Origin of the sequence: Xanthobacter sp., from assembly GCF_041911315.1 — a bacterium.
In the GTDB taxonomy this organism is placed as follows: domain Bacteria; phylum Pseudomonadota; class Alphaproteobacteria; order Rhizobiales; family Xanthobacteraceae; genus Xanthobacter; species Xanthobacter aminoxidans.
This window is the reverse complement of sequence record NZ_JAYRPE010000076.1, coordinates 1-24,165: the sequence shown is the minus strand read 5'-3', so window position 1 is coordinate 24,165 and position 24,165 is coordinate 1. Positions and strand designations below refer to the sequence as shown.

Sequence of the window (24,165 nt, the reverse complement as noted above, 5' to 3'; positions counted from 1 at the left end):
TGCTTAGTTATTCTTATGTTATCTTGACTAACGCCGATATTTGGAATTTCACTACCCAAGACGACTGAACAGAGAGCGTTCGCGGGGGAGGATAACATGATCGCCCCAGCCGATTGTCTTTGCCCGCGGCTTCAGTGATCCGTCTTCCCCCCTGATGAGGAGTTCCCCCTCATCGCGAAGCAGGACGAGCTGACGGCTCAGGATGTCTGAGGTGACCGGCGTGTCGTTGCAGTTGCCCGCGAAGAGCGCCTCGACGGCGAGGCCGGCGCCATCTTGGTTCGCGGCGTGGATCATGCGCGGCAGTTGGTCGAGAACCGCCGCCTCCGACCGACGCATGGCGTCGTCGTCGAACATGAAGGGGAGCAACCCCTGGCGCAGGTCTCTCGCCGGATCGAAGCCGAGCGCGTGGAAACCCGCGCCACCGTGGTGCTGGAACCGGTTGTTAAGGCGCCAATGCAGCTTGCCCATCTCGTCGCGGGCCTGACGATGGTTCGAGAGATGCAGCAACCAGTAGGAACGGTGCGCCTCGACCGAGTGGATAAAGAAGGGTGTGTAGAATCGCGCGCCCGTGCGCCCCTGGACATGACGGTAGAGCCCGTTCTGGATGAGATAACGCCACCCCTCGCCGTTCTTCAGGCCCATGAGGGCGCGAACGTCCTCACGAGCGAGTTCGATGTTGAGGAGCGCCTGCGTTTCCGCTGTCTTTTCCGACAGGAAGTCGATGAGCGCATCGACCGCGAACGTCAGCAGGATCTCTGGGTTCTTGAGCGTGCCGAGGATAGTGCGGATGGTGGCCAGTCTGACGTCGCTCCAGCCATATTGGTCGAGGAAAAAGAGCGAGCGGTGCGCAGTCCCTTTCTTTTTGATGTGCGAGAGGATGTCCGGGCACGCTTCCTCGAACTGTGCACAACGGACGAAGATGTCCTGGCCCAGCCGGGGGCCGTATCCGCGCTTGGTCAGAAGATCGTTCAGGAAGGCGATGTGCTGCGGATTCTCATCGACAAAAAAGAAGTCGGCTCGAACGGCAAAGCCCTTTGACCGCGCTGCTTTGAGCGCAGCGTCGGCCGCCGTCACAGCGGTCAAGAGGCGAAGCGGCGAACCTTCGACTTCCGCCGAACCCAGGCGGTAAAGCCCACCGCCGCTGAAACCATCGACGATGGTCAAGTTGAGCATCGTCTGGCTCGGCGTCCGCGTCAGCCGCTCGATATAGATGCGGACATACTGCTCGAAGATGTCGTGCTTGGCGACACTGTGCTCGCCGAGAAAGGGGAGCGCTTCGCCGAGCTTCCATTCGTAGTGCCTGCTCACTTGGCCGCCCGCTCTCGTTGCCGTCGGTTGAGACGTTCGCCCATGGTCAGGATATAGTCCGCGCCTTCCAAGCCCTTTTTGTTGGGACCGGCCCACAATAGGTAGTAGAGCGGTGCGCCGCGGGTATTCCGGATCAGGCGCGGTGTCGAGACATGGCCGAAAGCTGACTGCAGCCGGGTGCGATATAGCTCAAGCAGCCGCTCCGAGTAGTCTGGTCGTTTCTCAAGGCCGTTCACTGCGAAGAGCCCGCCTTGCCGCCGCTGATAGACCTCATCGAACCAGGCACGGCTACCGAAGTAGCTGTCGAGGGTCGCGGCCCAGCTTTCGGGCACCTCACCCGAGTTCGGAAGCATGCGCTGGATGGCCATGCTGAGCGCGAAGTTGACGACCACTTCGAACAGGCCGGTGTCCGCGAGCCTCTGGATGCTCGCCCAGTCGAGCTTGGCGCCGAAGGGGTCGAGAAAGGCAATGCCGCGGTGCGTCCGGCGCGAGATCGGCTGCGCCGTCACCCAGGCGATGCCTTCGGCGGCCGTAGCCTGGAGGACATTGATGGTGCGAGTGCCCGCGAACTCCGCCTTCAGTGCTTCGAGCTCGGCGGCGCGGTTCGCGTCGGGGTCGACGAAAATATAACGATTGAAGGCGTTGGGGATCCTGAGCGCTACCCGCGGAGATCCATCGATCAACTCCCTTGCTTCGGTGTCGATCGGCGGCTCTTGGCCGAAGAGGTCTGGTCCGCCGTGGGTCGCACGTTCCTCGGTCCGAACGACAGCCCGACCGCCGCCCGCGTAGGCGTCGAGGTAGATCGTTCTCCACGGCTGGTTCTTCAGGACCTTTGTGTAGAAATCGAGGTAGCGCGCCAAGGCGTCCAGCTTCTCCTTGACCCAAGGCCCGACCTCCGGCAGATCCGCCATCAGAGGGCGCTCGCCGTGCGGTCGGGAAACTCGCTCCATTCGCGGCCATCGAGTTCGCGCCCGCCGGACTTCGGACGGATGCCGCCCCATTGTTTGAAAAAGAACGCAACCTTCTGCTCTACGCACTGGTCGCGGATCTCGCGCGCCCATTCGAGGTGGAGGGGCCGCGCCCCCGGTCCCGACTCGCCGCCGGCGATCACCCAGTCGATGCCCGTCAGATCGACTGGTCCGACGGCGCCGATCAAAGGCTCAATCGACAAGAAGCGCACGCCAGCCGGGGTCGCCCGTAGATGCCCGATGCGCCCCTTCGCTTGAGCGTCCTCGACCGACACGCCGCACCAGATGTGCTTTGGTCCTCGCGTAGCGCCGTAGCGGTGACGCAGATAGTCGCGCATCAGGGAGCTGCGCTTCGTAAGCACCTGGAAGACATGCCAGTCGGCCGCCTCCATCGTGTCGAACACCTGGTCGATGAAGGACGTGGGAACCTGCTTGTGGAACAGGTCGCTCATCGAGTTGACGAAGATCATCCGCGGCCTGCGCCATTTGAGCGGATGATCGAGCCGCTCAGGCCGCAACGTCAAGTCGAACCCTGTTGAAAACGGATGCCCTGGAACGCCTCGGAAACGCTCCGAGAAGCGCTCCGCGTAGCAATTATCGCAGCCACGCGAGATCTTCGTGCAGCCCGTTACCGGATTCCACGTCGCGTCCGTCCACTCGATCGCGCTTCCATCAGCCATGCTGGCGTCGCCTCTCGAGTCCGAACTCTAGCACGATAAGAACAAAACATGAACGCCTCTGACGGGGCCCAGCGTGTGGGCTGCACAAAGCGGCACGCGTCATGCCGGCCGTCATTGCAGCACCCGCTTCGCGGCTTGGCGTTCACCGTGCTCGAAAGCATCGGCGAAGCTCGCGAGGTCTTCGTTGGTCATCCCGAGCGCCCGGCCTTCCTCGCGCCACGTCGCGACTGCCGCCTCCACTTCCGTGAGGATGGCTTTCGCGCGCGCACTCGCGATCCGAAAGTAGGGCGCGACTGACATCAAGGCGTCGATGCTCGCCTCGGGGCCGGCCTCTTCGGACACCCAGGTCTTCAACTCGCGTACCCGCTCGGGGAACGGATTCACATCGAACGCCGGGGCCAGCCGCCACTGGCCGCGATCGACATGCAGGAAGCCGTGGTTGAGCAGGTGATCGTCCACGTTGGTGATGAGGATCGAGAAGGCGATGCGGCGCCACAGCTCTTCGATGTCCGCAGCGGGCTCGCTTCCATGCTGTCGAAGCGCATCGACCAGTTCGGTGTAGCTGTGCTCGCCTGGATCGCCGGGCACGGCACCGAGCATGGTCGCGGCTGACACATACATGAGCCGGGCACCATTGCCGGTGCGATCAAAGCGTCGGATGAGAGCTACGGGGGAGCCGTCGCTGTCGATGAGGCGGGCTTCTGCAGCATCGATGCCGGCCTTGCGGGCCAGCCGCAAGGCAAGCACCTCGCCCTTGGTGACGGGCCGCTCGTCCGTCACGCTCGGGAATTTGCCGATCGAGAGCCGCCCGTGCTCGTCGATGACGGAGCATTTCGGGCGGAGCCCACCGAGCGACGTGCCGCGGCCGCGGAGATAGGCGAGATCGGCCTCTGTCTCCGTATTGGTTTCGACAGCACGGGTTGCGGCCAGAAGCTGCGCCAGCTCGATGAGCGGCGGGATGGTCCGACGTCCGTCCTCGACCGAGCGCTGGTAGTGGCCATCTTCGTCCTGGAGCCGTAGCGCGCCCACGCGGCTGACGTCGTCCACGGCGAGGAGATAGTCCATCGCGTTGAGCGGCCGCGTCTCCACCGCCTGTCCCGCCCGGCGCGCCTCCTGGCGGCGCTTGGCGTGATCGCGCTGGATCACCCGCCGGCCCCAGCCGTCCGGTTCGGTATCGGCGATGGCGGCGTGGAAAACCGAGCCGTCGCGCGTCTTGCGGTGGAACTGAGGACCGGCCACGAGGGGCAGCCCAGGCTCGATTGCGAAGCGATCGGCGGCCGGGAGCCAGGCCGCGTCGTACTCGAAGGTCGCGCTTTCGCGTGCGCCCTGCTGGTCGTAGCGCAAGACGCCGAGAGGTCTTGCCTCTGCGCCGAGACGTATCGCAATGGTGCGCCTCATAGCGGTCGCGGCGTCTTGCGCGCCCGCACCCGTTTCGGCAGGCGCTCGGCGTCGAGCAACAGCCCCTGGTCGTCACGCCGCGGATCGACGATCTCGCCGAGCGCGCCGTCGAAGCCGAGGACGAAGAAGGTCATGGCGTAGGTGCCCATGGCGACGGTCGGGTCGCCCTTCTCGATCTTCAGATACGTGCTTTTGGCGGTCCCGACCCGCTCGGCCATCATGATGGTTGTCAGGCTGCGCTTCTTGCGGGCGAGCGCGATGTCCGCGCCCAGCTTGGCCAGGGCTCGCTTCACCTTGGGCGGCAGCGTGTCGACGACGGTGGATCGCATTACAGTCTCATGAAGAGAGCCATAATGCTCTCACGGTCGTGTATATAAGTCCTTAACGAGCGGCTGTCGAGTTGCCAGAGGGGTCCAGCCAGAGCCTGAAAGTGGCGCGCGAGGATCAAGTCTCGCCCGTCCCGTTTGCATCTCAGCGCGGCTTTGCGGTGCCCACGATAGTCGAACCGAAGAGAAACACGCCGGCATTCCCCTTGCTCGCGAGCAGCCCTCTTCCGGGAGTCTGTCTCCATGAAATCCGACGATTGCCATATGCCGACTATTCTGCCGCCATAGGAACTGCGGGGCACCTTTCGGCGCCCTTGGTGAGCAATCTCTCGATCTCGTCCGACGTCATGCGCACCGCGAGCTTCAGCGCTTCGTCAATGTGGACGTAGTCCTGGGTGACGCTTCGCGACGCGTGCCCGAGCATCGCTTTGATCGTCAGTTCCGAGAAGCCGAGATCGCCCGCGACGCTGCCGAAGGTGTGCCGAAGGGTATGCGGCGTTACTCCGCTGATGCCGGCGAGCTTGCAGACCCGATCCAGGCAGGAGCTGACGGCCGTGAACGGCCCGTCGGTGATGTCCGAAGGAAACACATGCGGGTTGCCTATGATGACCGGCTGCGCTTCGACGACCCGGATTGCCGCCGGACCGATCGCACGGATTTGTGCGTCACCCTTGGTGTCGGGAAAGGCCACGTAGCCGCCGTCTCGATGGACCCATGCGCGATGCATGGCCTGCGCTTCTTCGCGCCGGTAGCCCGTCAGCAGGAGCAGGCGCATCACGCCGAGAGCCGTCTGATTTTCACCATTGCGTTCGGCATAAGCGATGGCAGTGCCGACAGCCTCGATCTCGGCCACGCTCAGGCGCCGGTTCTTCTTGTTGCCTGTGAGCTTTTTCGCGCCCTTCGTCGGGTGCTCGGCGAGAAGGCCTTTGTGCTTGGCATGGCCGATGATCGCCTGAAGCGTTCCGACGCACCGTCCCGCCACCCCAGCGCCGCCCGAAGCCTTGCCCCCGGGCCCGCCAGCGCGCGGCTTGGCGGTCTTCCCGTTCCTGACATCGGTCTGCATCTGCTCGACGTCGGCGATCATGAGGTGGCGGACGATACGCTTGCCAAGCAGCGGCTTGATGTGCGTCCTGATCCGGCTTTCATCCATGTCCAGTGAAGACGCCTTGATGGGCCGGTTCTTGCGGCCAAGGATGTTTCCCGCTCGCGCTTCGGTGAGATACCAATCGCACATTTCCGCAACCGTCATACCCTTGCGGGCCTGGCGGGCTTCGTCGGCGGGATCTTCCCCGGCCGCGACGGTGCCGAGCTGGATCTTGGCTTTCTCGCGGGCCTGCTCGACGGTCATGACGCCGTAGCGTCCGAGATTGGTCCGGCGCTTGATCCCCTCTGCATTGCGGTACTGCAGCACGAAGGTCTTGAGGCCTGACCTGAGGATCCGGACGCCGAAGCCACGGATTTCGCTGTCCCAGTGAATGATCTGGGCCTCACCAGGTGGTGCGAAGGCGTCAACGGCTTTCTTGGTCAGCTTGATGGTCGGCATGCCGGCGCTCTCCTTCTGGAGACAAAGCTCCGGTAAGGAGGCTTTGTCTCCAAAATGTCTCCAGAAACGCGAGTTTCGTGGGCCAAAAAAGGATACGTCGTCGTAAGGTGACAATCAATAAACATATGATAAATAGTATATTTTAGTGCGACAGCGTGTGGCGGCGCAGGCTCCGCCCAAAGTTGCCAAGGTTGGGGTCGAGGGTTCGAATCCCTTCGCCCGCTCCAGTTTCTCTCAAGAAAATCAGATGGTTGGCAAACGCCCTTTGGGGCGTTTTCTGCTTACCGGCAACGGTTCGGCCATATCCGCAAGCAGGCGGTCAGCTCGGCGGGGAAAGCCATGGCGCGCTCCAGCGTGGGCGACCGCCCTGCCCGACCGGTCAAGCGAGCACCGCCTTGGCCTGGGACAAGCCGTACCAGGATGCCCGCCTCGATCTGGAGGCCCGGGCGAAGAAGCTCCGCCCGGGTCGCATCCGCTCGACGCGCGCGCGGCGGGTCCGGCCCTTCGTCGCCCAAGGCATCGAGCGGCGGCACGGCGAGTTATGTGCTCGCGGGCGAGAGCCTGGACGCAAGGCGTTGTCGACGCTCTTGAGCGTGGCCTGATCTCACCCCCCAACCGGAATGACCGCAGCCTTAGAGGAGGTTCGCGCCGTCCACGAGAAGATGGAAGCCCGCAAGACCACGGGTACGATTGTCCGGAAGGGTTGCGGCGGCGCAGAGGCCGAGAGTGCTTTTCCTGCTCGTCACGCCAGCGCCGTCCGTTCGCTTGTGCGCTGCGCGTTGAGGTCGAGGAGATTCTGAAAGCTCTGGAGCGATGCGAGATGCAGCACGACCAGCGCGAGCCAGCCCTTGCCGTGCCAGTCGTTGACGGTCTCAGCCGGCAAGGCGCGGAACGCCTGTTCGTTCGCGGCATAGAAGCCGTCGAGCTTGTGCAGCGTGCCGTCCGGCAGGCGGAAATCGGCGTGATAGGGCTCAAGTATCTTCGCCGCCAACAACGCCTTACCGAAAGCGACGGTCTTGACGTAGTCGGTGTGGAAGGTCTGGCAGAAGGCCATGGCGGTCTGCGCGACCATGGTCGGCTTGCCGGTTTCGTCGAACAGGCGCTGCGCCTCAGCGTGATCCCCTGCGGAAGCGACGAAGCGCGCGCTGGCGCGGTCGATCGACAGGAGCTGCTGTGCGCCATCGGGCGTGTCCATGCCGATGAAGGGATAGCGGCGGACATAGGCTGGCACATAGCTCTTCGCCCGCCAGCTCCCGTCGCGCTCGATGAAGAGATTCTGGTCCTTGTGGATCGCGACCAGAGCGATGGGCGACGCCTGATCGTCCATGGCGAAGGCGATGGGATAATGCCGCATCGCGGTCGGGAATTCGCCGATGGAGAGCGGAATGGCGACGGCCTCGCGGGCGAAGTTGAAATCGCTGCCGGGAATCAGGCCGACATCGCCATGCGCCTCGAAGCGGAGAAGCATGGGATCCTTATAGAAGAGCGGTAGGGGCGATGGCTGGTCCAAGACTTCGGTATCCCTGTTGGGGTCGGGGTCCGCCGACGATCAGGTCCGTGAGGACATCCCCGCCCGCGTCGCCCGTTTTGCGGCCCGCCGCCGCCGAACCGGCGAAGACGCCGACCACGATAACGGTTTCCCGCGCCTCTGCCATGACCGAGCGTCCGGCCGCGGGCAGAAGGATGCCGGAGCGCTGGCCGAAGCCGCCGAGCGTGCACCCGGTGCTCATGCATGGCCTCCCGCGGCGCGCGGCGGTTCGTGCATGGCGTCGATCATCACGTCCGACAGGGTTGTGAAAGCCTCGATCCAGGCGTCCTTGATCTGCTGCGTGAAAGCGTCGCCCAGATGGTGCTCCAGCGTCAAGATCAGCGTCTCGCCGACGACGGGATAATGGGCTTCGGCGACACCGTATTCCCTGTGTCGGCGAGCGAGCGCCGCGACCTCGCTCTGGATGGCGGGGAGCCGGTGCAGGCCGTTCACCACCATCGCCAGCATCTGCACCAGCTTCTTGGCCTGCGGCCTGATGTCCTCGGCGAACATCGGCCGTACTTCGGGATGGGTCTCGAAGAGCCGGGCATAGAAGGTCTCACCGACCATATCGGCGATTGGGACGACATCCTTGAAGCTTCTCTGGACCAGGGTGATCGTGTCGTGATTCATCACAAGACCTCAGAACGTGACCGAGAAGTCGGCGTGCAACGTCTGGTCGGTGACGCCCGATCCGAACTGACCGCCGTAGGAGATGCCCAGCGTCGTGTTGGTGCTGAGGCGCATGTCGAGGCCGAGATCGACCACCGCGGCGTTCTCGGCGATCGGCACGCCTGCGATGCTGAAGGGCGCGCTGCCGGCGAAGGACATGACCGAGGTCGGGGTGATGTCGCCGAAAGCGTGCCGCCAGCCGACCATGCCCTTCGCCGTCACGACCATGTCGTTCAGGCCGAAGCTGGTCGCGGCGCGCAGGCCGATCGTGGTGAAGGTCGTATCGGTAACGGTCGACGGGCTGGTGAGTGCGGCGACGCCGCCCGTTTCGGTGAAGCCGTCGGTGCGCAGGTTGACATAGGCGAGGTTCGCGAACGGCTCGAGCGCAACACTGCCGGCTTGCATCTTGTTGCCGAGTTCACCGAAGATTTGCGCCGTGCCGGCACTGTAATCGCCAGACAGGTTGTTGGCGAAGCCGGTGAAGTTCACGCTGCGCTTGATGGCAATGTCGGAGATCGTGTAGGCCGCGCCGGTGCGGAAGGCGAGATCGCCCCATTGCGTGCCGCCATAGAGACCGACGCTGTAATTGTCGCTGCTACCCGACGAATGGCGATCCTCCGCGTCGAAGCTGGAGCGGCTGTAGCCGGCGACCGCGCCGAAGCGCCAGGTGTCGAAGACCGAAGCGTCCGCGCCCATGAAGAAGCCGCCGATGGAGCGATCGAGCTTCGCGGCGTTGCCGTCGCTGTTCCAATGGCCCCAGGAGCCGAACGCCTGCCCCCAGACCGCGCCGCCGTCCGTGGTGGGATCGACCGCGCGCGGCTTGCCGTCGTCATAGGTGACGGTGTTGCCGCCCGACGCGCCGACGCCGCCGAAGGCCGCCCGCAGGCGGTCGTTGACCGCGCTGCGCAGGAAGCGGCTGTCTTCGATCAATACCGTATTGGCGGAAGCATGAATCTCGCCCGAGAGTTGGTCGAAGGCATATTGCGCTTGAGAAGCCGAGAGGTTCAGCACAGCATTGTAGATCGTGTTGCCAAAGCCGAGGCTTTCGACGCCACCGCCAGTCGCGATCTGGTTCGGCGTAATGCCCACGCCCGCAAAGTTGATGTTGTTGCGGGTCATCGTGAGATAGACGTTGCTCGCGTCATAGCTGAGCGACGGGTCGAGGAAGGCGAGATTTGAGGTCACGCCATCGGTAAAGGTGCCGGTGCGGCCACCCGTTGCAGTGAGGATCGTGTAGGTCGTGGCCGGGGCATAGTTGCCCGAACCGGCCAGCACCTTGACTCCGCCGCCGTCGATGGTTGCGGTGCCACCCGCAACGATCTTGTCCGATTGGCCAGCCGCATTGATTTCGACCTCGTAGATCGAACCGGCATTGAACGCGATGTTGCCGGCGATGTTCAGCGTGCCGATGGAGTTGCCGGGCGCGATGATCGATCCTGCATTTGCCGCGAGGCTGCCGATCATGCCATTGCCGCCAAGTGTACCACCGTTGGACACCGTGACCTGCCCGCCGCCGAGCAGGCCGTTCACCGCCAGACGGCCGCCCGTGACGTTCACCGCGCCTGTGAAGCCACTGGAGTCTCCCGTCAGGTTTGTAGAACCAGAGAACTGGTTGATCGTGCCGGAACCCAGCATGTTCGAGGCGAAGGTGTAGTTGGTGTCGGTGTGATTGAAGTTGAGCGTTCCGGTTCCTTGGCCGAATTCGAGCGTCCCGGCATTGAGCGTGCCCGCCGTCTTTGCGGACGAGCCTGCCGCACCGCCGATATTGAGCGTACCGGTCGAACCGGCCTGTCCGGCGAGGACTACGGCGCCGCCGGCGTTGACCGTGGCGCCATTCGCAATCGACAGAGTGCCTGTTCCGTCCAGACCGACGAACAGATTTCCACTGTTCGTCCAGCTGGACCCGATGCCATCGACGATGACCGTACCTTGCGCCCCGGAGCCATTGCCGACAGCCGCGAAGGCGCTGCTGACGCTACCGCCGTTCACGATGTTCAGTGCGCCGGCACCATCGACGCCCACCAGCAAGCCCGTTCCGTTGGTCCAGGTCGAACCTGCACCCGTGACCGTTACCAAGCCGGTCGAGCCGGCGTTTACGCCCAGAACGCCGAAGGAATCGCTGACCTTGCCCCCGTTCGTGACTGTCAGCGCCCCGGTTCCGTCGCCCCCGAGCGCAAGTAAGGAGGAGCTGTTCAACACGGAGCCCGCGCCGTCGACGACGAAAGCCCCGGTTGACCCGGCGAGCCCGCCCGCGAAGAGGCCGCTTGAATTCAGGACGCCGCCAGCCTTGATGCCGAATGTGCCGCCATCGACCTGCACGACGCCGGTGAATGTGCCGGAGTTGCCGGTCAGATCGATCGTGCCGGCGCCTTCCTTCAGGATCGCGCCATTGCCGGAGATCGCTCCGCTGAACGTTGATGCGTCGGAACGGTTGAAGATCAGCAGTCCATCATTGACGATATTGCCGACGACCGAACCACTGGTCCCGCCGTTGCCGAGCTGGAGCGTGCCGTTGGTGATCGTCGTGCCACCGGTATAAGTGTTGTCGGCGGTCAGGATCAGAGTACCGAGGTCAGTCTTGTTGAGGCCACCCGTTCCGGTCAGCTCCGAGCCGATGGTCGCCTTGTAGTTCGCTCCGGCCGCCGAGCCGTCGCCGACACGAATGATGGAGTTGGGATCGGCGAGCGTGATCGGATCGCCGGTGAGCAGATAGCCGTTGGTGGCGAACTGCATTCCGGTGACCGAGATCGGCCCGGCGCTGGCGTCGATCGTCACCGTACCCGCCGCGCCCTGGAAGATCGCAAAGCCCGGCTGCGGGTGCATCACACCGTTGATCGAACCGTTCATGTCGGTCCAGTTGGTGGAGGTCGCGGTCCATGTGCCCGACCCTCCGTCGACGATATTGTTGTTGGCGTTGCCTGGAGCGTCGCCGTCCCAGAACGACAGGTTCGGCAAGGCGGTGCTGACGAGGTTGACCTGGCCTGCGACGGAGGTCTGCACCCCGAAATCGCTTGCGGTCGATCCCGCCGGGGTCGTCCCTATATCGAGGCCATTATCGGTCAGTGTCCCGCCATAGGTGATCAGACTATAGACGCCGGGGCCGAACGCGCCGCCAGAGGTGATGTTGAGCGTGCCGTCGAGCGTCAGATCGTTGGCGACGTTGAACAGGGCCGCGCCGCCGGGGGAGCTGAGTGTCACATTGACGTTCGCGCCGCTGTCGAGATTGAGGTTCTGCATGGTCAGGGTCTGGCCCTGGACGCCGCTGAGGATGCCACCCGAAGCGACGGTTACGGTGCCGCCGATCGAGCCCTTGCCGCCGAGCGTGCCGCCTGACTGGACATCGACCGCGCCGCTGCCGATCTTGCCGTCGACCAGCAATGTGCCGCCCTTGATATGGGTCGCGCCGGTGAAGCCAGTGGAATCCGCCGTTAGATGCGTGACGCCTGACACTTGATTGATCGTGCCGAGGCCGGAAATCGCTGCACTGAAGTCATAGTTCGCGCTCGTATGGTCGAAGGTGATCCGGCCGGTGCCCGCACCGAAACGGACCGCCGTCGCGTCGAGAATCCCCGGCACAGCGCCGCCGATGGTCAAGCCGCCCGTCGCGCCCGCATGATTGGCCAGAACCAGTTCGCCACCCACGGAAATCTTGGCGCCATCGTCGATCCTGAGCGTGCCCTGACCGTAGTCGCCGACGATCAGATCGTTGGTGACATGCCAGATCGAGCCCGCATCCGAGACAGCCACGGCGCCTTTAGAGCCGGAAAGGGCGCCAACCGTGCCGGAGAGGCTGCTCACCCTGCCGCCGTTTCCTATGTTGAGCAGGCCGATGCCGCTCTGTCCGACGGTAAGGCTTGCCGTGTCCCAGACCGAACCTGCTCCATCGACCAGTGCGCTGCTCTGGGATGCCGCATTCCATCCGATGCTGGACATGCCACTGATGACTTGCCCACCGTTCGCGATATTCAGCATGCCGATGCCGCTGTTGCCCACCCTCAGGTCGCCGCTGTTGGTATCCCATTTGGAAGCGGCCCCATTCACGTTCACAGTGCCGGTCGAGCCTGTGGCGTCGCCGATGGTTCCGCCAAGACTGCCGACTGCCCCGCCATGGGTGACGTCCAACGTGCCGGTACCTGCATCGCCGACAGTGAGATCGCCGCTGTTGGTCCATTTCGAGCCCGCGCCATCGACCGTGACCATGCCGGTTGAACCGGCAACAGCTCCGATGAAACCGTCGGTGTTTTTGACGAGACCGCCGCTCGAGATGGTCAGCGACGCCGTGCCTGCGAGGCCGATAGTCAGGCCTTGGCTGTTGTCCCAAGTCGAATTTGCGCCGTCGACGAGTACAGTCCCGCTGGCTCCCGCGACAGCGCCAACATAGGCCCAACCGCCATTACCGACCTTGCCACCATTTTGAATGGCAAGTTTACCAGTTCCGCTATCACCCACCCGAAGAGCAGAGTTGTTGGTCCACGTGGAGCCGGTACCAACCACCGTCACATCGCCGCTTGAGCCGGAAGCGACACCGATTTCACCAAGGCCGCTGGTCACCCCGGCGCCATTTGAAATCGTAAGTTTGCCCGAGCCCGCATTTCCGACGAGGAGATCCCCTGTGCCTGTCCAAGTCGAGCCCGCGCCGTCCAATGTCGCGACGCCGCTCGCACCGGCTGTGTAGCCAAGGTATCTGTCGCCGGTCGATGTGACCTTGCCGCCGTTTTTGACAGTCAGTGAAGCCGTTCCGTTGAGGCCGACAGTCATTCCTAGACTGTTGTCCCAAATCGAATTTGTACCATCGACAAGCACGATCCCGCTGGCACCGTTCGCAACACCGACGTAGCTCCAACCAGTATTGATCACCTTGCCACCGTTCTGGATGGTAAGTTGACCTGTGCCGCTATCACCGATTTGAAGAGACGATCCGTTCGTCCAGGTGGAACCGGCACCATTGATTGTTACAGTGCCGACAGACCCGATAGCGTATCCGATTTCGCCAGGCCCATTCGTGACCTTCCCACCATTGAAGACGTTCAGCGTGCCCGTGCCATGGTCGCCGACCGTCAGGGTTCCCGTATTGGTCCATGTCGCGGTCGGGCCGCTGACGCCGACGAAGCCGACGCCGCCGGCCAGCGCGCCGATGGTGCCGTCGGTGTTCTTGACCTCGCCTTTGTTGATTGCCAAGGTTCCCTCACCGGCATTGCCGATGATGAGCGCCCCGCTCACATTCCACAAAGCGGAACTACCGGCGCTGCTCACGATGGAGCTGCCGACATCGACGAGGCCTTTCGAGCCGGCGAGGTTGCCGATCACGCCCGAAGCGCTGGCCAGCGTTCCGCCATCTTCAATGTTGAGAGTGGCAGTCGAACCGTCTGTGTTGGTGTCGCCGACCGCGATTTTGTTCGCTACTCCATTCTGAAGAGGTCCTGAGATATTGGGTATAGAGCCAGGACCGGCCTCGATCGTCACATCATCGGCGGCCGTCGGGACATGACCGGGGTTCCAGTTGCCAGCATTGAACCAGCTCCCGTTCGTCGCCCCCGTCCATTCCTGCGCCTGCGCGGAGAGAGGCAGCGCGAGGCCGACAAGTGCAGTCGACGTCAGCGCAAGAATCTTGAGCGTGGCGGCCCTGCGGCCCGTATTTTTCCTGCGCATTCCTGAAAACTCCCGGCGGACCAAGCAATTGGATAGCGATTGATCCAGCTATCGCACCGGGCTTCCGGGAAATCTTGGACAGCGCCACGCGCTTTTTGGACGGTGACACGCGCTATTGATTTTTCTTCGCGGTGTGGCGCTCAAAGCAGCCCGTCGGAACGAACAAGGCCCCGCCGAGTCGCTGCGCGCGATCACGACGGGGCCTCGGATCGGTAGTTCGGCGGGGTTAGTCGACCGCGCCGTCTTCCCGCAGACGGGCGGGCGCGTCGATGCCGGCGACAGCCAGTGGAGCACCGATATCGGCGATGAGCTTGACGAGATCGGGCTGACGGTTGGTGTTCGTCTTGGCGTAGATGCGGTTGAGATGGGTTTTCAGGGTGTTCTCGCCGATCCCGAGCGACAGGGCCGTCGCCGCCGCGCCTGCGCCGCTGCCGATCTTGAGAAGAACGCGCGCCTCGGCGGGCGTCAGGTCGAAGAGGGTTGTCAGCACCGCCTCCGGGATCGGTGTCGCCGAGATCGTGGTCGAGATGAAGACGGCCGCCCGCGCCGGTCGGAATGCGGCGCGCGCCGTGCCGGCGGTGAGCGGCAGGACATAGGCGACGGCGGGCGCTTCCCTCGCCGCCGAGATCGGCAGGCCGATGCCGCGGGCGCCGAGCGTGACATCGGCGTTGGACGCCGCAGCGATGGCGGTCAGCAAGGCGTCAGCCATGGCGGGGTTCGTCGGTTGCAACACGCTGCCGCGCGACAGGATGGGCGCCTCGGCCGACAGCATCCGCTCGGCGCTGGCGTTGGCGTATAGGATGCGCGCCTCGGCGTCCGTGAAGAGAATGGGTGTCGTGAGCGCACCCAAGGTCTCGCGATAGAAATGCGCCATGACGCGCGCCTGGTCGAGCAAGTCGCCGATCAATGCCGCGCGGCGCAGATGCGGCGAGAGCAATGTCAGGAAATGCTGCTCCTCGCCGGAGATCACGTCACGGTCGGCATAGATGGAGGTGCCGAGAAGGCCGATGCGATCGGAGGTGTGGACGAACTTGACCATGCAGCCTTCGCGCAGGCCCTGCGGCCCGGCCCATTCGCGATAGAATTTGGTGGCGCGCAGCTCGGGTTCGCTGAGGCAGGACAGCGTCGTCAGCGGTGTGTCGATGTCGCCGACGAGGGCGGGTTTCAGGCCGGGAATGTCGTCGAAGCCGTATTCGACCTGAAGCACACGCATCTGGTCGGCCGCCCAGGCGGAATGGGCGGCGAAACGGCCATGACTATCCTGTGTGCTGGCGAGCGCGATGGTTGTGTAGGCTGCGTCGGTCGCCTGTGTTATTCGGTTCAATACGCTGACCCAACCCTCGGGGTTCAAAACGCAGTCGTAGATGTCGCCAATAATAGATGAGAGTTGCTCATAATTACGCCTTGTCACGCTGCACTCCATCATAACATGCAGAGTCAAAGGGGTGTTCTTGTCGCCCTATAGCGCAGCACCTGCGCGCTGTCTTCGGAAAAGGAAAACAAAAGGCGATCAGGCGCCAATTCCCCGTGCGTCATACTTTGCGGTGACGACATGGACAGGTGCGCAAGATTATAGGCTTGGGCGCGGGCTTCGAGCCCGGTGGATGCCGCCGTCACCGGCCGGATGATCACGCCGAACGGTGCAGCGGTTGCCAGGACGCGCGGGACAAGCCGTTGTGAGGGGGGCGCGGTGCAGGCGAAGACATTCACATCCGCGAGCCTGCCTGAACATCTCATCCATCAAGAACGCTTCCGCCTGTGGCGCGACATCTCCTATTCCCGTGTCGCGTCGGTCGAGGTCGGCATATCCGACCTGCCTTTCGAGGCCGGCCTGAAGGCGAACAGCATCGGGCGGCTGGGATTGGCGAAGATGTCGGCCACGATCAACCGGGCGGCGCGCATGCTGCATCATATCCGGGCCGCGCGCACAGAGGTGTATCTGTTCACGATCAATCTCGGGCCCACGCTGATCGCCAGCAATCCGGGCAAGAGCGATATCACGATGCCCACGGGCAGCGCGATCCTCCATGCAACGAAGGCGCAGGCGTTCGTGGGCAGCGACCGCAACACCTGGGCGAACCTCGCGCTGCCGCGAAAGATCGTCGACGATAAGTTTCCCGGCATGGAGGGGCGGCAAGGCGCGCTCATCCCGGCGGACAGCGAGGCACTGACGCTGCTGCGCAACTATCTATCGATGCTCGAAGCGATGGAGTTGCCGGAGGAGTCGGTCCTCTTCGACCACATCAGCGAGACCGTCGTGGATCTCCTCGGCCTCGCGACCGGGGCCAAGGGCGGCGAAGCCGAGCTGGCCGGGACGCGGGGACTACGCGCCGGTCGGCTGCAAGCGGTGCTGAAGCAGATCAAGAGCAATTACCGCAACCCGGCACTCTCTGCGTCGCTGGTCGGTTTGCAACTCGGACTTTCCGGTCGCTACGTTCGGGACCTGCTCGCCGCGACAGGGGCGAGTTTCTCGGAACGCATTCTGGAACTGCGCCTGCAAGATGCGAAGGCGATGCTGACCGACCCGCGCCATCAGGACAAGAAGATCGGCGACATCGCCATGGAGGTCGGGTTCGGCGACATCTCCTACTTCAACCGAAGCTTCAAGAAGCGCTTCGGATGCAGTCCCGGCGCCGCGCGCTGAAGCCGCCTGACACTCAATCGCTCAACCCGGCCAGCACGTTGCCCAGCACCGAAGGGATGGACGTGCGCGTGAAAAAGTCGGGGACCAGACCCGGCGCCGCGCCGGGGATCACAAGTGGAAAATTCCAGCTCAGATTGGCCTACAAAAGGGGAGCACGTCAGTCCGCTCGCTCCCGATCCATCGGATCAGGCGACGAAGCGGTTCGCGAGGAGGCAAGCTGGGGATCCAGGTGATCGAAGGACAACCAGGGGCCCAGGCCTGCGAGCAGGCATTGCACCATGCGATTGTGATGGCGGAAGCGAATGATTGAAGGGACCAGACGGCTGCCGAAGCGCAGCTTCGAGGCGTAGGCGGTCTGCCCGGTCTGCAGCTCGCTTACGGCCCGCTCCAGGCAGAACCGCACGTTCGCCATCCAGCTGACCGCATAGAGGTTGTGGTTGCGCGCCAGCGGGTAGCGCATGCCCAGGAACTTGTCGATCACTCGGTCGGATTCGACGAGTAGCAGATTGAAGGCCGCGAGCGTGTCTCCCACCCAGTAGAGGGCAAAGACGGCCCGCTCTCCGAGCGCCTCGGCGACGGCTGCGAAATAGCCCGGCGGCAGCACTTCGAGTTCGCCGTAATCGAGGCCGCTCCGCGCGCGCGTCGCCTCGTAGAGGGCTTCGATTTCGTCCTCCAGCCCGGCGATGCCGACACGATGCTCGATGCGCACCGCCCCGGCCTTCGCGAGCTTGCGGCGGATGTCCTTGCGCGTCGCGCCGGAGAGCGAGGCGAGATAGCCGTCCGCATCCACGAAAGGCAGGTCTAGCGTGGCGACCGGAAGGCTGCCGAGACTGGCGAAGCCGGCGCGTCGAAGCATCGGTGCCAGCGCCTCATCCTCCCGAGGCGCGAGATCCTTGAACGCGACGAGATGCGCGCCCCGCGCCCGCGCCTCCGTCTCCAGCGCGGTCAGCAGGGCCGCCATCACCCCGGCGCGGGCGTCCGCATCGAGGCGGGCGGCGAAGCCGAGGTGACAGCGCTCCGCATAGGGCGAGCCAACGCAAAGCACCCGGATCGCCGCAAGACCGGGAACCACCCGGAAGGCAGCCTCCGCCCACCGCCGCACACGCCCCTGCAACGGCGTGTCCAGCCTGTAAGCGAAGGGAAAGACCGGCGCCACGGCAGCGACGCCGACACAATCCGTGACGACCACGGCCCCGCAGCGCAGGCCGACACCGGAGGCGACCGCCGCGCTGTCGCAGGCGCTGAAATAGGCGTGATCTTCCGCCTCCCCCGGCAGGCAGGCGTCCCAGTCCGCCGCCGCGATCTCGGCGATGCTTTCGACGACGCACGCCGCGAACCTCGTCATTGCGCCGCGGCCACGCGCGCACGGCCGGGCCGCGTTCTCCCGCCCGCGGTCGCGAGGCGGTTCGCGAGCGCGAGCGTGCGGTCCACGACAATGCCGCGCTGCTGGTCGATGGTGACGAGGTGATAGCAATCGTCGAGGATCACCGCGTCGACGAGACCGCCGAGGCGATGCTGGATCTCGAAGACGTTGGAAAGCCCGGCGATATCGTCCTCGCGCGCATGAACGAGCAGCGCCGGGCAAGTCACGGCGGGCATCCGCGCGCGCGTCACCGCGACAAGCCGCCAGAGCTGCTGGAGCGCCCGCGCGGGCGTGCCCTCCAGCCCGGCCATTGCGGTGTCGCCGGAGGCCATCGCCTCCATGATCGTCTGGCGGGTGCGCCTGTGCTTGATGCCGTAGGGCTCGCGCTCGGGAAAGCGGTAGCGGCGGCCGAGCGGCGTGTTGATCAGCCACTTCAGCAGAAAGGCGTAGCGTGGGATCGACCAGCCGTCGTAACGCAGGGTCGGCGCGTACAGCGCGAGGCCATCCACCTGGGCCGGACGCTCGGCGGCGACATGGATGGCCAGCACCGCGCCCATCGAAAGGCCGCCGACGATCACCCGGTCGCACTCGGCATGGAGGCGCGCCAGGGCGCCCAGGGCGCTCTGCGCCCAGTCGCGCCAGCCTGTGGCGAGCAGGTCGCCCTCGCTGCCGCAATGACCGACGAGCTGCGGACAATGGACCGTGTGACCAGCGGCGTTGAGCGCCCGCGCGATGAGTTTCAACTCCACCGGCGTGCCACCGAGGCCGTGCAGCAGGAGGAAGCCGGTTCGCCCGCCGGCCAGCCTTATGCCGTGGTCAGCCGCGGCCACCCGGGGTGCAGGGCCATCCTCTTCCCGCGACGGGCGCGCGTTTCCAGAGATCATCACAGCACCCGGTCGAAGAGATCGATGAGTTGGGCATTCACCCGCGCATTGACGGCGAGGTCGTCCGCACTGGGGCGAAGGGGCAGCGGATGGTCGAACCTCGCCAGGGCGGCGCGGAACGGGTCTTTGAAGCGCGGCTCCGACCAGTCGCCGCAGACATCCACGCCGGCGATGTGGCGCGTGCCGGCAAGATGCTCGACCGCGGCGAGCAGATGGCCGAGCGGCAAGGCGCCCTGGTCCCAGTTGGTCAGCGCGTCGCCGCGCGCGAGCACGTCCTTGTCGATGGTAATCCATATGGCGCGGGTCGGAATCTCCTCGACGAGTTCGTCGAGGAAATCCGTCCAGCTTTCCTCGGCGAGATTGCGCCAGTGCAGATGGTCGCCCTCCTGCCGGTAGCACCGCGTGTGGCCGTAGCGGCCCCAGACGCGCGACGGGGGATGCCGCCAGGGATAGAGCGCGATGCGCCCGTCGCGCACCGCCCCGAGGTTCGCGAGCTGCAATTCCGGCCGCACCAGATCGCCGCTGCATGGGCCGATCGTGACCACCTTGTACACATGCCGCAGGCTGAGCGCGCGATTGACCCAGGCGCCGCAATTGTGCGTGGCGGGAAACCGCACCCAGTCGGGATGATTGTCGAAATGGACGATGGTGACGGGCTCGTCCAGCGCCGCCACCAATCCGGCCGTGAGGTGGTGGAAATCGCCCGAGCCGTAGAAGGTGACGGTCGCGCCCGCGCCACCCTCCGCCCGCGGCAGCCGCGCGGCGAGGCGGCGCAGCGCCCCGCGGCTCGCGACGATGCGCAGGCGGCCGGCAAGGTCGACGGCATCGATGCGGGTGGCCGTTCCCGCATCCATGCGCCGGCGCAGCGGCTCCTGGGCCGGCAGGCTACCGTCCAGATCGATCACACGAAATCGCGCCATGGTCGCGCGCCGCTCAAGCCGCCGCGACGCGGGCGAGCAACTGGTCGAGCAGCGCGATGGCGAGATCGATCTCGGCGTAGCTCATGGTCAGCGCCGGCGCGAGGGTGATGACGTTCTTGTGGTAGCCGCCGATGTCGAGCACGAGCCCGTAGCGGCGGCCGGCGACCTCAAGATCGGCCTTCATGCCCTCATCGCACATGAGGTCCACGAGGCGTTTGGCCGGCGTATAGCTGTCGTGCGCCTCGCAGATCTCCATGCGCAGCGCCATGCCAAGGCCGTCCACGTCGCCGACGATCCTGTGGCGGCGCTGCAAGTCCCTGAGCCCCTCCAGGAAGTAGGCGCCCTTGGCCATGACCATGGGCTCGTAGTCTTCCTCGGCCATCATCTTCATCGCCTCCAGCGCGACGGCGGTGCCGAGCGGGTTGGCGTTGAAGGTCGAATGGGTGGAGCCGGCCGGGAAGACAGTGGGATTGATGAGCTCTTCCTTCGCCCAGACGCCAGACAGGGGATTGAGGCCGTTGGTGACCGCCTTGCCGAAGACGATCACGTCCGGCTGCACGCCGAAATGCTCGATCGACCAGAGCTTTCCGGTCCGGTAGAAGCCCATCTGGATCTCATCGACGACCAGCAGGATGCCGTGGTCGTCCAGCACTTTCTTCAGCCCCGTGAAGAAGTTGCGCGGGGGAATGACGTATCCGCCCGTACCCTGCAAGGGTTCCACATAGAAGGCCGCGTATTCGGCCTGCCCGAGCTTGGGGTCCCAGACGCCGTTATACTCGCTCTCGAACAGACGGGCGAACTGGGCGACACAGTGTTCGCCATACTCCTCCTTGCTCATGCCCTTCGGTCCGCGGAAATGGTAGGGAAAGGGGATGAATTGCGCGCGCTCGCCGAAATGGCCGAAACGGCGGCGATAGCGATAGGACGAGGTGATGGCGGACGCGCCGAGGGTGCGGCCGTGGTATCCCCCTTCGAAGGCGAACATCAGGCTCTTTCCGTTGCTGGCGTTGCGCACGATCTTGAGGGAATCCTCCACCGCCTGGGCGCCGCCGACGTTGAAATGCACCCTCCCCTTGGCCCCGAACTTGCCCTCGGCATCCTTCCCGATCATGGCCGCGAGCTCGATCTTCTCGCGGTGGAGATACTGGCTCGCCACCTGCGGCAGGGTGTCGATCTGACGCTTCAGCGCGGAGTTGAGGCGCGGGTTGGCGTAGCCGAAGTTGACGGCCGAGTACCACATCTGCAGGTCAAGGAAGCGGTTTCCGGCCGCATCCAGCATGAAAGACCCTTCGCAGCCCGAGAAGATCTTCGGAAACTGCGTGTAGTGCACCGTATCGCCATGGGAGCAATACTCGGCCTCAAGGGCCAGCAAGCGCGCCTCCTCGGCGGCGAGGCCGGCGCGCGTCGCCCCGCTGGCGGCGGTCGAGCGGTCGTGCTGGAGAACGGCGTTATCCATTGATCTTGTCCTCGAATTGACGGGGTGCGGCCGGCAGCGGCGCGCCGGCGAGAACCACTTCCAGACGCGCGCTGGCGTCGGTGAAATCCGCGATGGGGTGATGGGGGATGCCGGCCTGCGCGCAGTGGGCGACGAGGCTGGCCTTGGCGAACACGAGGTCGGCTTCGCCCGCCACGCAGAAGTCCGACCGCCCGTCGCCGACGAGCAAATTCAGCGGCCGCGCCAGCTGCGCGGCGACACGGCACTTGCAGGTGCCGCTGCCGCAGGCTCCGCCCGGCGCCGCATGCGGCGACAGTAGCCGCCAGCGGTCGCCGCCCATCCACCTGAGTTCGTTGGCGACCACCGGGATGGGACCAAGGCCGGCGCGCGCCATGACCGTGCGGATCGTCCTGTCGAGCCCGTCGGACACGATGGTGAGGGGAATGGCGTGGCGCCCGCAGAGGCGGACGAACTCCGGGAAGCCGGGATCGATCTCCAGCGTGGCGGCGAAGGTGTCGAGCGCGTCGGGCGAGACGCGCAGCAGATCGACCTGTCGGGCCATGCAGGCGCGCGAGCCGATGAGGCCGGCGTGCCACTCGGCCTCGATCGCCTCCCAGCCCGGCGCGGCGAAGCGTTCCAGGACGCGGTCGGTGGTGTCTTCCCGGGAGATCGTGCCGTCGAAATCGACGATGGCCTGCCAGAGGGACGGCGGCGAGGATGGCGCAGGGGGCAAGGCGGACCTCACAGGGGCGCGAACGGGAGCGCCTCGACGATCAGCGCGGCATTGACGCCGCCGAACGCGAAGCTGTTGCTGAGGCCGATCGCACCTGCGATGGGCTGGTTCTGATCGCTGATGGCCAGCGGATATTCGGCCTGCGCCGCCTCGAAGCCGAGGGTGCCCGGCGCGGTGCGGGACTGGAGGGCGAGGATCGTCGCGGCAAGCTCCAGGGCACCCGAGGCCCCCAGCGTATGGCCGTGGACCGGCTTGGTCGCCGAGAGTGGAATGCGCGCCGCATCGGCACCCAGGACCGACTGAAGGGCTTCGGCCTCGGCGGCGTCATTCAGCCGCGTGCCGGTGCCGTGGGCATTCACATGGCTGATGTCGTGCGGAGCGAGGCCGGCATCTGCGAGCGCCGCGCGGATGGCCGCCGCCGCGCCGCCGGCATCGGGGCGCACCAGATCACCCGCGTCGGAGGTGGTGCCATAGCCACGCAGGCGGGCGAGGACCGGCGCGCCACGCCGTGCCGCCGCTTCATCGCTCTCCAGCACGAACACCGCCGCGCCCTCGCCCAGCACCATGCCGTCGCGGTCCGCGCAGAAGGGTCGGCAGCGGGTCGAGGTCAGCACGCGCATGGCCTGCCAGCTCTCAAGGGCGGACGGCGTGAGCGAGGCCTCGGTTCCCCCCGCGAGCACGCGATCGGCAAGGCCCGCCCTGATGAAGCTCATGCCGAGCCCGACGGCCTGCGCGCCCGAGGCGCATGCGCTCGATATGGCGAGGACGGTGCCGCGGCAGCCCCACCGGCGACTCAGCAGCGCGGGGGCCGCATGGGCCATCAGCCGGGGAATGGTGAGGGGGTCGGGCCGGCGCTGCTCCACATAGAGCCCGTGGTGGCTGTCGTCGATGGAGGTGGCACCACCGATGCCGGTTCCAAGCAGCACCGAAGTGCGATCGCCAGCCAGATCTTCCGCACCCAGGCCGGCCGCAGCAACCGCTTCCTCCGCCGCCAGCAAGGCCAGCACGCTGAAGCGGTCATACGCGCGTCGGTCGCCAGCCGTCTGCGCCACGCTGTCGGGGAGATCGCCGATCTGAGCCGCCCGGAAGGCGCGGCGCCCGAAGGCGCGCGGCAGCACGACGGGGCCGATGGCGCTGCGCCCATCGAACAGCGCGCGGGCGAAGGCGCGCCGGTCGGCTCCGGCGGCGGACACGACGCCGAAGCCGGTGATCGCGACGCTGCTCATGACTGCAGCGCAGGCGTCGCGCGCTTGACGGTGTCCGCGAGCAGAACCACGAGTTCGCCGAGATTGCGCACCTCGCCCCAGCGCACCTCGCTTCCGATCTCGATGTCGAAGGCCTGCTCGACGCCGTTGATCACCAGGACCGCCTCGAGCGAGTCGAAATCCAGCTCGTCGAGGGTGGCGCCGGGCTTCATCGCGGCGCGGTCCAGCATGCCTTCCCTGGCGATCAGGTCCACGAGGAGCGCGGCGAGCTCGGGCTCGACGGAAGAGGGCCAAATCTCGGTGGGCCGGTCGTCGTCGGGCAGATTGGCTGACAAAGGGGATCTCCGATCCGATTGCTTCTGAGGAGATCGATGCGGCCGGCGGATTACGCGGGCATTACGTGCGATTGCTGCACTTCATCTTCACGGATTGCGAAAGCGTACATAGACGCGCTGGCCGATGAGGAAGAGATCCGGCCGGTCGATTTCGAGGATGCCGTCCGCCACGCGCACGTCGGCGCGCTCGGTCGGCCCCTCACCCCCGCGGCGGTTGTCGAGGAAGGCGCCGACCCTCAGAACATGGCCGGGGGCGCTCGTGCGCTCGTCGCTCTCCGCGACGATCTCGGCCGTCATGCCCGGCTTCACCAGCCGCACGAAATTCTCCTGGATCTCCGCCCGCACGATCAGCGGCGCATCGGGGATGACGACGAACATCTCCGTCGCAGCACCGGCCGACACGACGTCACCCGGTTTCACCGAGCGGCGCCCAACACGCCCGGCGAGCGGGGCGCGCACGTCGCGGCGCTCGCGCTCATAGAGGGCGCTGTCGCGGCGGGCGAGCGCGAGCGCGGACGCGGCCTCGGCGCCCTTCAACTCGCCGGTCAGCGCGGCCATCGCCGCCTCGGCCTCG

General features: G+C 65.4%; 20 protein-coding genes. 2 read left to right on the top strand and 18 right to left on the bottom strand.

Annotation, left to right across the window (positions count from 1 at the left end; all coding sequences use genetic code 11):
* Positions 1–51: 51 nt before the first annotated feature.
* The 6 genes from ACE3QW_RS22145 to ACE3QW_RS22120 form a co-directional block, all read right to left on the bottom strand.
* Positions 52–1,308: a three-Cys-motif partner protein TcmP gene (locus tag ACE3QW_RS22145; protein WP_374254067.1), complete on the bottom strand. Its 1,257-nt coding sequence runs from the start codon at positions 1,306–1,308 to the stop codon at positions 52–54.
* The gene (gene tcmP / locus ACE3QW_RS22140; RefSeq protein WP_237355850.1) at positions 1,305–2,219 is read right to left on the bottom strand and encodes a three-Cys-motif partner protein TcmP; all 915 of its coding nucleotides are present in this window, start codon (positions 2,217–2,219) and stop codon (positions 1,305–1,307) included. The genes ACE3QW_RS22145 and tcmP overlap by 4 nt, the downstream gene beginning before the upstream one ends.
* Positions 2,219–2,956 carry a DUF5131 family protein gene (locus ACE3QW_RS22135; protein ID WP_237355849.1) on the bottom strand — a complete coding sequence of 246 codons (738 nt, stop codon included), beginning with the start codon at positions 2,954–2,956 and terminating at the stop codon, positions 2,219–2,221. Before ACE3QW_RS22135 ends, tcmP begins: the two co-directional genes overlap by 1 nt.
* A 111-nt stretch (positions 2,957–3,067) precedes the next feature.
* On the bottom strand, positions 3,068–4,354 hold the full coding sequence (locus tag ACE3QW_RS22130) for a type II toxin-antitoxin system HipA family toxin (RefSeq protein ID WP_374254065.1): 1,287 nt from the start codon (positions 4,352–4,354) through the stop codon (positions 3,068–3,070).
* On the bottom strand, positions 4,351–4,683 hold the full coding sequence (locus ACE3QW_RS22125; RefSeq protein WP_237355847.1) for a helix-turn-helix domain-containing protein: 333 nt from the start codon (positions 4,681–4,683) through the stop codon (positions 4,351–4,353). The genes ACE3QW_RS22130 and ACE3QW_RS22125 overlap by 4 nt, the downstream gene beginning before the upstream one ends.
* 268 nt (positions 4,684–4,951) lie before the next feature.
* Positions 4,952–6,223 carry a site-specific integrase gene (locus tag ACE3QW_RS22120; protein WP_237355846.1) on the bottom strand — a complete coding sequence of 424 codons (1,272 nt, stop codon included), beginning with the start codon at positions 6,221–6,223 and terminating at the stop codon, positions 4,952–4,954.
* 395 nt (positions 6,224–6,618) lie between these two features.
* Here ACE3QW_RS22120 and ACE3QW_RS22115 point away from each other — a divergent pair, with 395 nt between their 5' ends.
* Positions 6,619–6,825 (top strand): hypothetical protein, encoded by a 207-nt coding sequence (locus ACE3QW_RS22115; protein WP_374254062.1) that lies wholly within the window; start codon positions 6,619–6,621, stop codon positions 6,823–6,825.
* 140 nt (positions 6,826–6,965) lie between these two features.
* On the opposite strand, the gene ACE3QW_RS22110 is transcribed toward ACE3QW_RS22115, so the two are convergent.
* The 4 genes from ACE3QW_RS22110 to ACE3QW_RS22095 all read right to left on the bottom strand — a co-directional run bounded on the left by ACE3QW_RS22110 (position 6,966) and on the right by ACE3QW_RS22095 (position 15,483).
* Positions 6,966–7,691, bottom strand: coding sequence for a SapC family protein (locus ACE3QW_RS22110; RefSeq protein ID WP_374254060.1), 726 nt, complete (start codon positions 7,689–7,691; stop codon positions 6,966–6,968).
* Positions 7,692–7,949: 258 nt separating this feature from the next.
* Positions 7,950–8,384, bottom strand: a complete 435-nt coding sequence (locus ACE3QW_RS22105) for a globin family protein (protein ID WP_374254058.1) — start codon at positions 8,382–8,384, stop codon at positions 7,950–7,952.
* 9 nt (positions 8,385–8,393) lie between these two features.
* Positions 8,394–14,072: an autotransporter domain-containing protein gene (locus ACE3QW_RS22100; protein ID WP_374254056.1), complete on the bottom strand. Its 5,679-nt coding sequence runs from the start codon at positions 14,070–14,072 to the stop codon at positions 8,394–8,396.
* Positions 14,073–14,298: 226 nt separating this feature from the next.
* Entirely contained in the window at positions 14,299–15,483 is a 1,185-nt protein-coding gene (locus tag ACE3QW_RS22095) for a helix-turn-helix transcriptional regulator (RefSeq protein ID WP_374254054.1), read from the bottom strand.
* A 189-nt stretch (positions 15,484–15,672) separates the two neighbouring features.
* Here ACE3QW_RS22095 and ACE3QW_RS22090 point away from each other — a divergent pair, with 189 nt between their 5' ends.
* On the top strand, positions 15,673–16,716 hold the full coding sequence (locus ACE3QW_RS22090; RefSeq protein WP_374254053.1) for a helix-turn-helix transcriptional regulator: 1,044 nt from the start codon (positions 15,673–15,675) through the stop codon (positions 16,714–16,716).
* Between the two features lie 157 nt (positions 16,717–16,873).
* On the opposite strand, the gene ACE3QW_RS22085 is transcribed toward ACE3QW_RS22090, so the two are convergent.
* The 8 genes from ACE3QW_RS22085 to ACE3QW_RS22050 form a co-directional block, all read right to left on the bottom strand.
* Entirely contained in the window at positions 16,874–18,061 is a 1,188-nt protein-coding gene (locus ACE3QW_RS22085) for a GNAT family N-acetyltransferase (RefSeq protein WP_374254051.1), read from the bottom strand.
* Complete coding sequence (locus ACE3QW_RS22080) at positions 18,058–18,963, bottom strand: alpha/beta hydrolase (protein ID WP_374254049.1); 906 nt, start codon at positions 18,961–18,963, stop codon at positions 18,058–18,060. The genes ACE3QW_RS22085 and ACE3QW_RS22080 overlap by 4 nt, the downstream gene beginning before the upstream one ends.
* Positions 18,963–19,883 (bottom strand): arginase family protein, encoded by a 921-nt coding sequence (locus ACE3QW_RS22075; RefSeq protein WP_374254047.1) that lies wholly within the window; start codon positions 19,881–19,883, stop codon positions 18,963–18,965. The genes ACE3QW_RS22080 and ACE3QW_RS22075 overlap by 1 nt, the downstream gene beginning before the upstream one ends.
* Positions 19,884–19,896: 13 nt before the next feature.
* Positions 19,897–21,339 (bottom strand): aspartate aminotransferase family protein, encoded by a 1,443-nt coding sequence (locus ACE3QW_RS22070; protein ID WP_374254045.1) that lies wholly within the window; start codon positions 21,337–21,339, stop codon positions 19,897–19,899.
* Positions 21,332–22,051 (bottom strand): MtnX-like HAD-IB family phosphatase, encoded by a 720-nt coding sequence (locus ACE3QW_RS22065; protein WP_374254043.1) that lies wholly within the window; start codon positions 22,049–22,051, stop codon positions 21,332–21,334. Before ACE3QW_RS22065 ends, ACE3QW_RS22070 begins: the two co-directional genes overlap by 8 nt.
* Positions 22,052–22,059: 8 nt before the next feature.
* Positions 22,060–23,277, bottom strand: a complete 1,218-nt coding sequence (locus ACE3QW_RS22060; RefSeq protein ID WP_374254041.1) for a beta-ketoacyl synthase — start codon at positions 23,275–23,277, stop codon at positions 22,060–22,062.
* The gene (locus ACE3QW_RS22055; RefSeq protein ID WP_374254039.1) at positions 23,274–23,591 is read right to left on the bottom strand and encodes an acyl carrier protein; all 318 of its coding nucleotides are present in this window, start codon (positions 23,589–23,591) and stop codon (positions 23,274–23,276) included. The genes ACE3QW_RS22060 and ACE3QW_RS22055 overlap by 4 nt, the downstream gene beginning before the upstream one ends.
* Before the next feature lie 87 nt (positions 23,592–23,678).
* Positions 23,679–24,165: HlyD family efflux transporter periplasmic adaptor subunit (locus ACE3QW_RS22050; RefSeq protein ID WP_374254037.1), on the bottom strand; the 487-nt coding region annotated here is incomplete at its 5' end.

What these genes read in the sequence shown, in the direction of transcription:
- tcmP (WP_237355850.1), bottom strand. Translation starts at nt 2,219, where the DNA reads ATGGCGGATCTGCCGGAGGTCGGGCCTTGGGTCAAGGAGAAGCTGGAC.
- ACE3QW_RS22135 (WP_237355849.1), bottom strand. Translation starts at nt 2,956, where the DNA reads ATGGCTGATGGAAGCGCGATCGAGTGGACGGACGCGACGTGGAATCCG.
- ACE3QW_RS22130 (WP_374254065.1), bottom strand. Translation starts at nt 4,354, where the DNA reads ATGAGGCGCACCATTGCGATACGTCTCGGCGCAGAGGCAAGACCTCTC.
- ACE3QW_RS22125 (WP_237355847.1), bottom strand. Translation starts at nt 4,683, where the DNA reads ATGCGATCCACCGTCGTCGACACGCTGCCGCCCAAGGTGAAGCGAGCC.
- ACE3QW_RS22120 (WP_237355846.1), bottom strand. Translation starts at nt 6,223, where the DNA reads ATGCCGACCATCAAGCTGACCAAGAAAGCCGTTGACGCCTTCGCACCA.
- ACE3QW_RS22110 (WP_374254060.1), bottom strand. Translation starts at nt 7,691, where the DNA reads ATGCTTCTCCGCTTCGAGGCGCATGGCGATGTCGGCCTGATTCCCGGC.
- ACE3QW_RS22105 (WP_374254058.1), bottom strand. Translation starts at nt 8,384, where the DNA reads ATGAATCACGACACGATCACCCTGGTCCAGAGAAGCTTCAAGGATGTC.
- ACE3QW_RS22100 (WP_374254056.1), bottom strand. Translation starts at nt 14,072, where the DNA reads ATGCGCAGGAAAAATACGGGCCGCAGGGCCGCCACGCTCAAGATTCTT.
- ACE3QW_RS22085 (WP_374254051.1), bottom strand. Translation starts at nt 18,061, where the DNA reads ATGACGAGGTTCGCGGCGTGCGTCGTCGAAAGCATCGCCGAGATCGCG.
- ACE3QW_RS22080 (WP_374254049.1), bottom strand. Translation starts at nt 18,963, where the DNA reads ATGATCTCTGGAAACGCGCGCCCGTCGCGGGAAGAGGATGGCCCTGCA.
- ACE3QW_RS22075 (WP_374254047.1), bottom strand. Translation starts at nt 19,883, where the DNA reads ATGGCGCGATTTCGTGTGATCGATCTGGACGGTAGCCTGCCGGCCCAG.
- ACE3QW_RS22070 (WP_374254045.1), bottom strand. Translation starts at nt 21,339, where the DNA reads ATGGATAACGCCGTTCTCCAGCACGACCGCTCGACCGCCGCCAGCGGG.
- ACE3QW_RS22060 (WP_374254041.1), bottom strand. Translation starts at nt 23,277, where the DNA reads ATGAGCAGCGTCGCGATCACCGGCTTCGGCGTCGTGTCCGCCGCCGGA.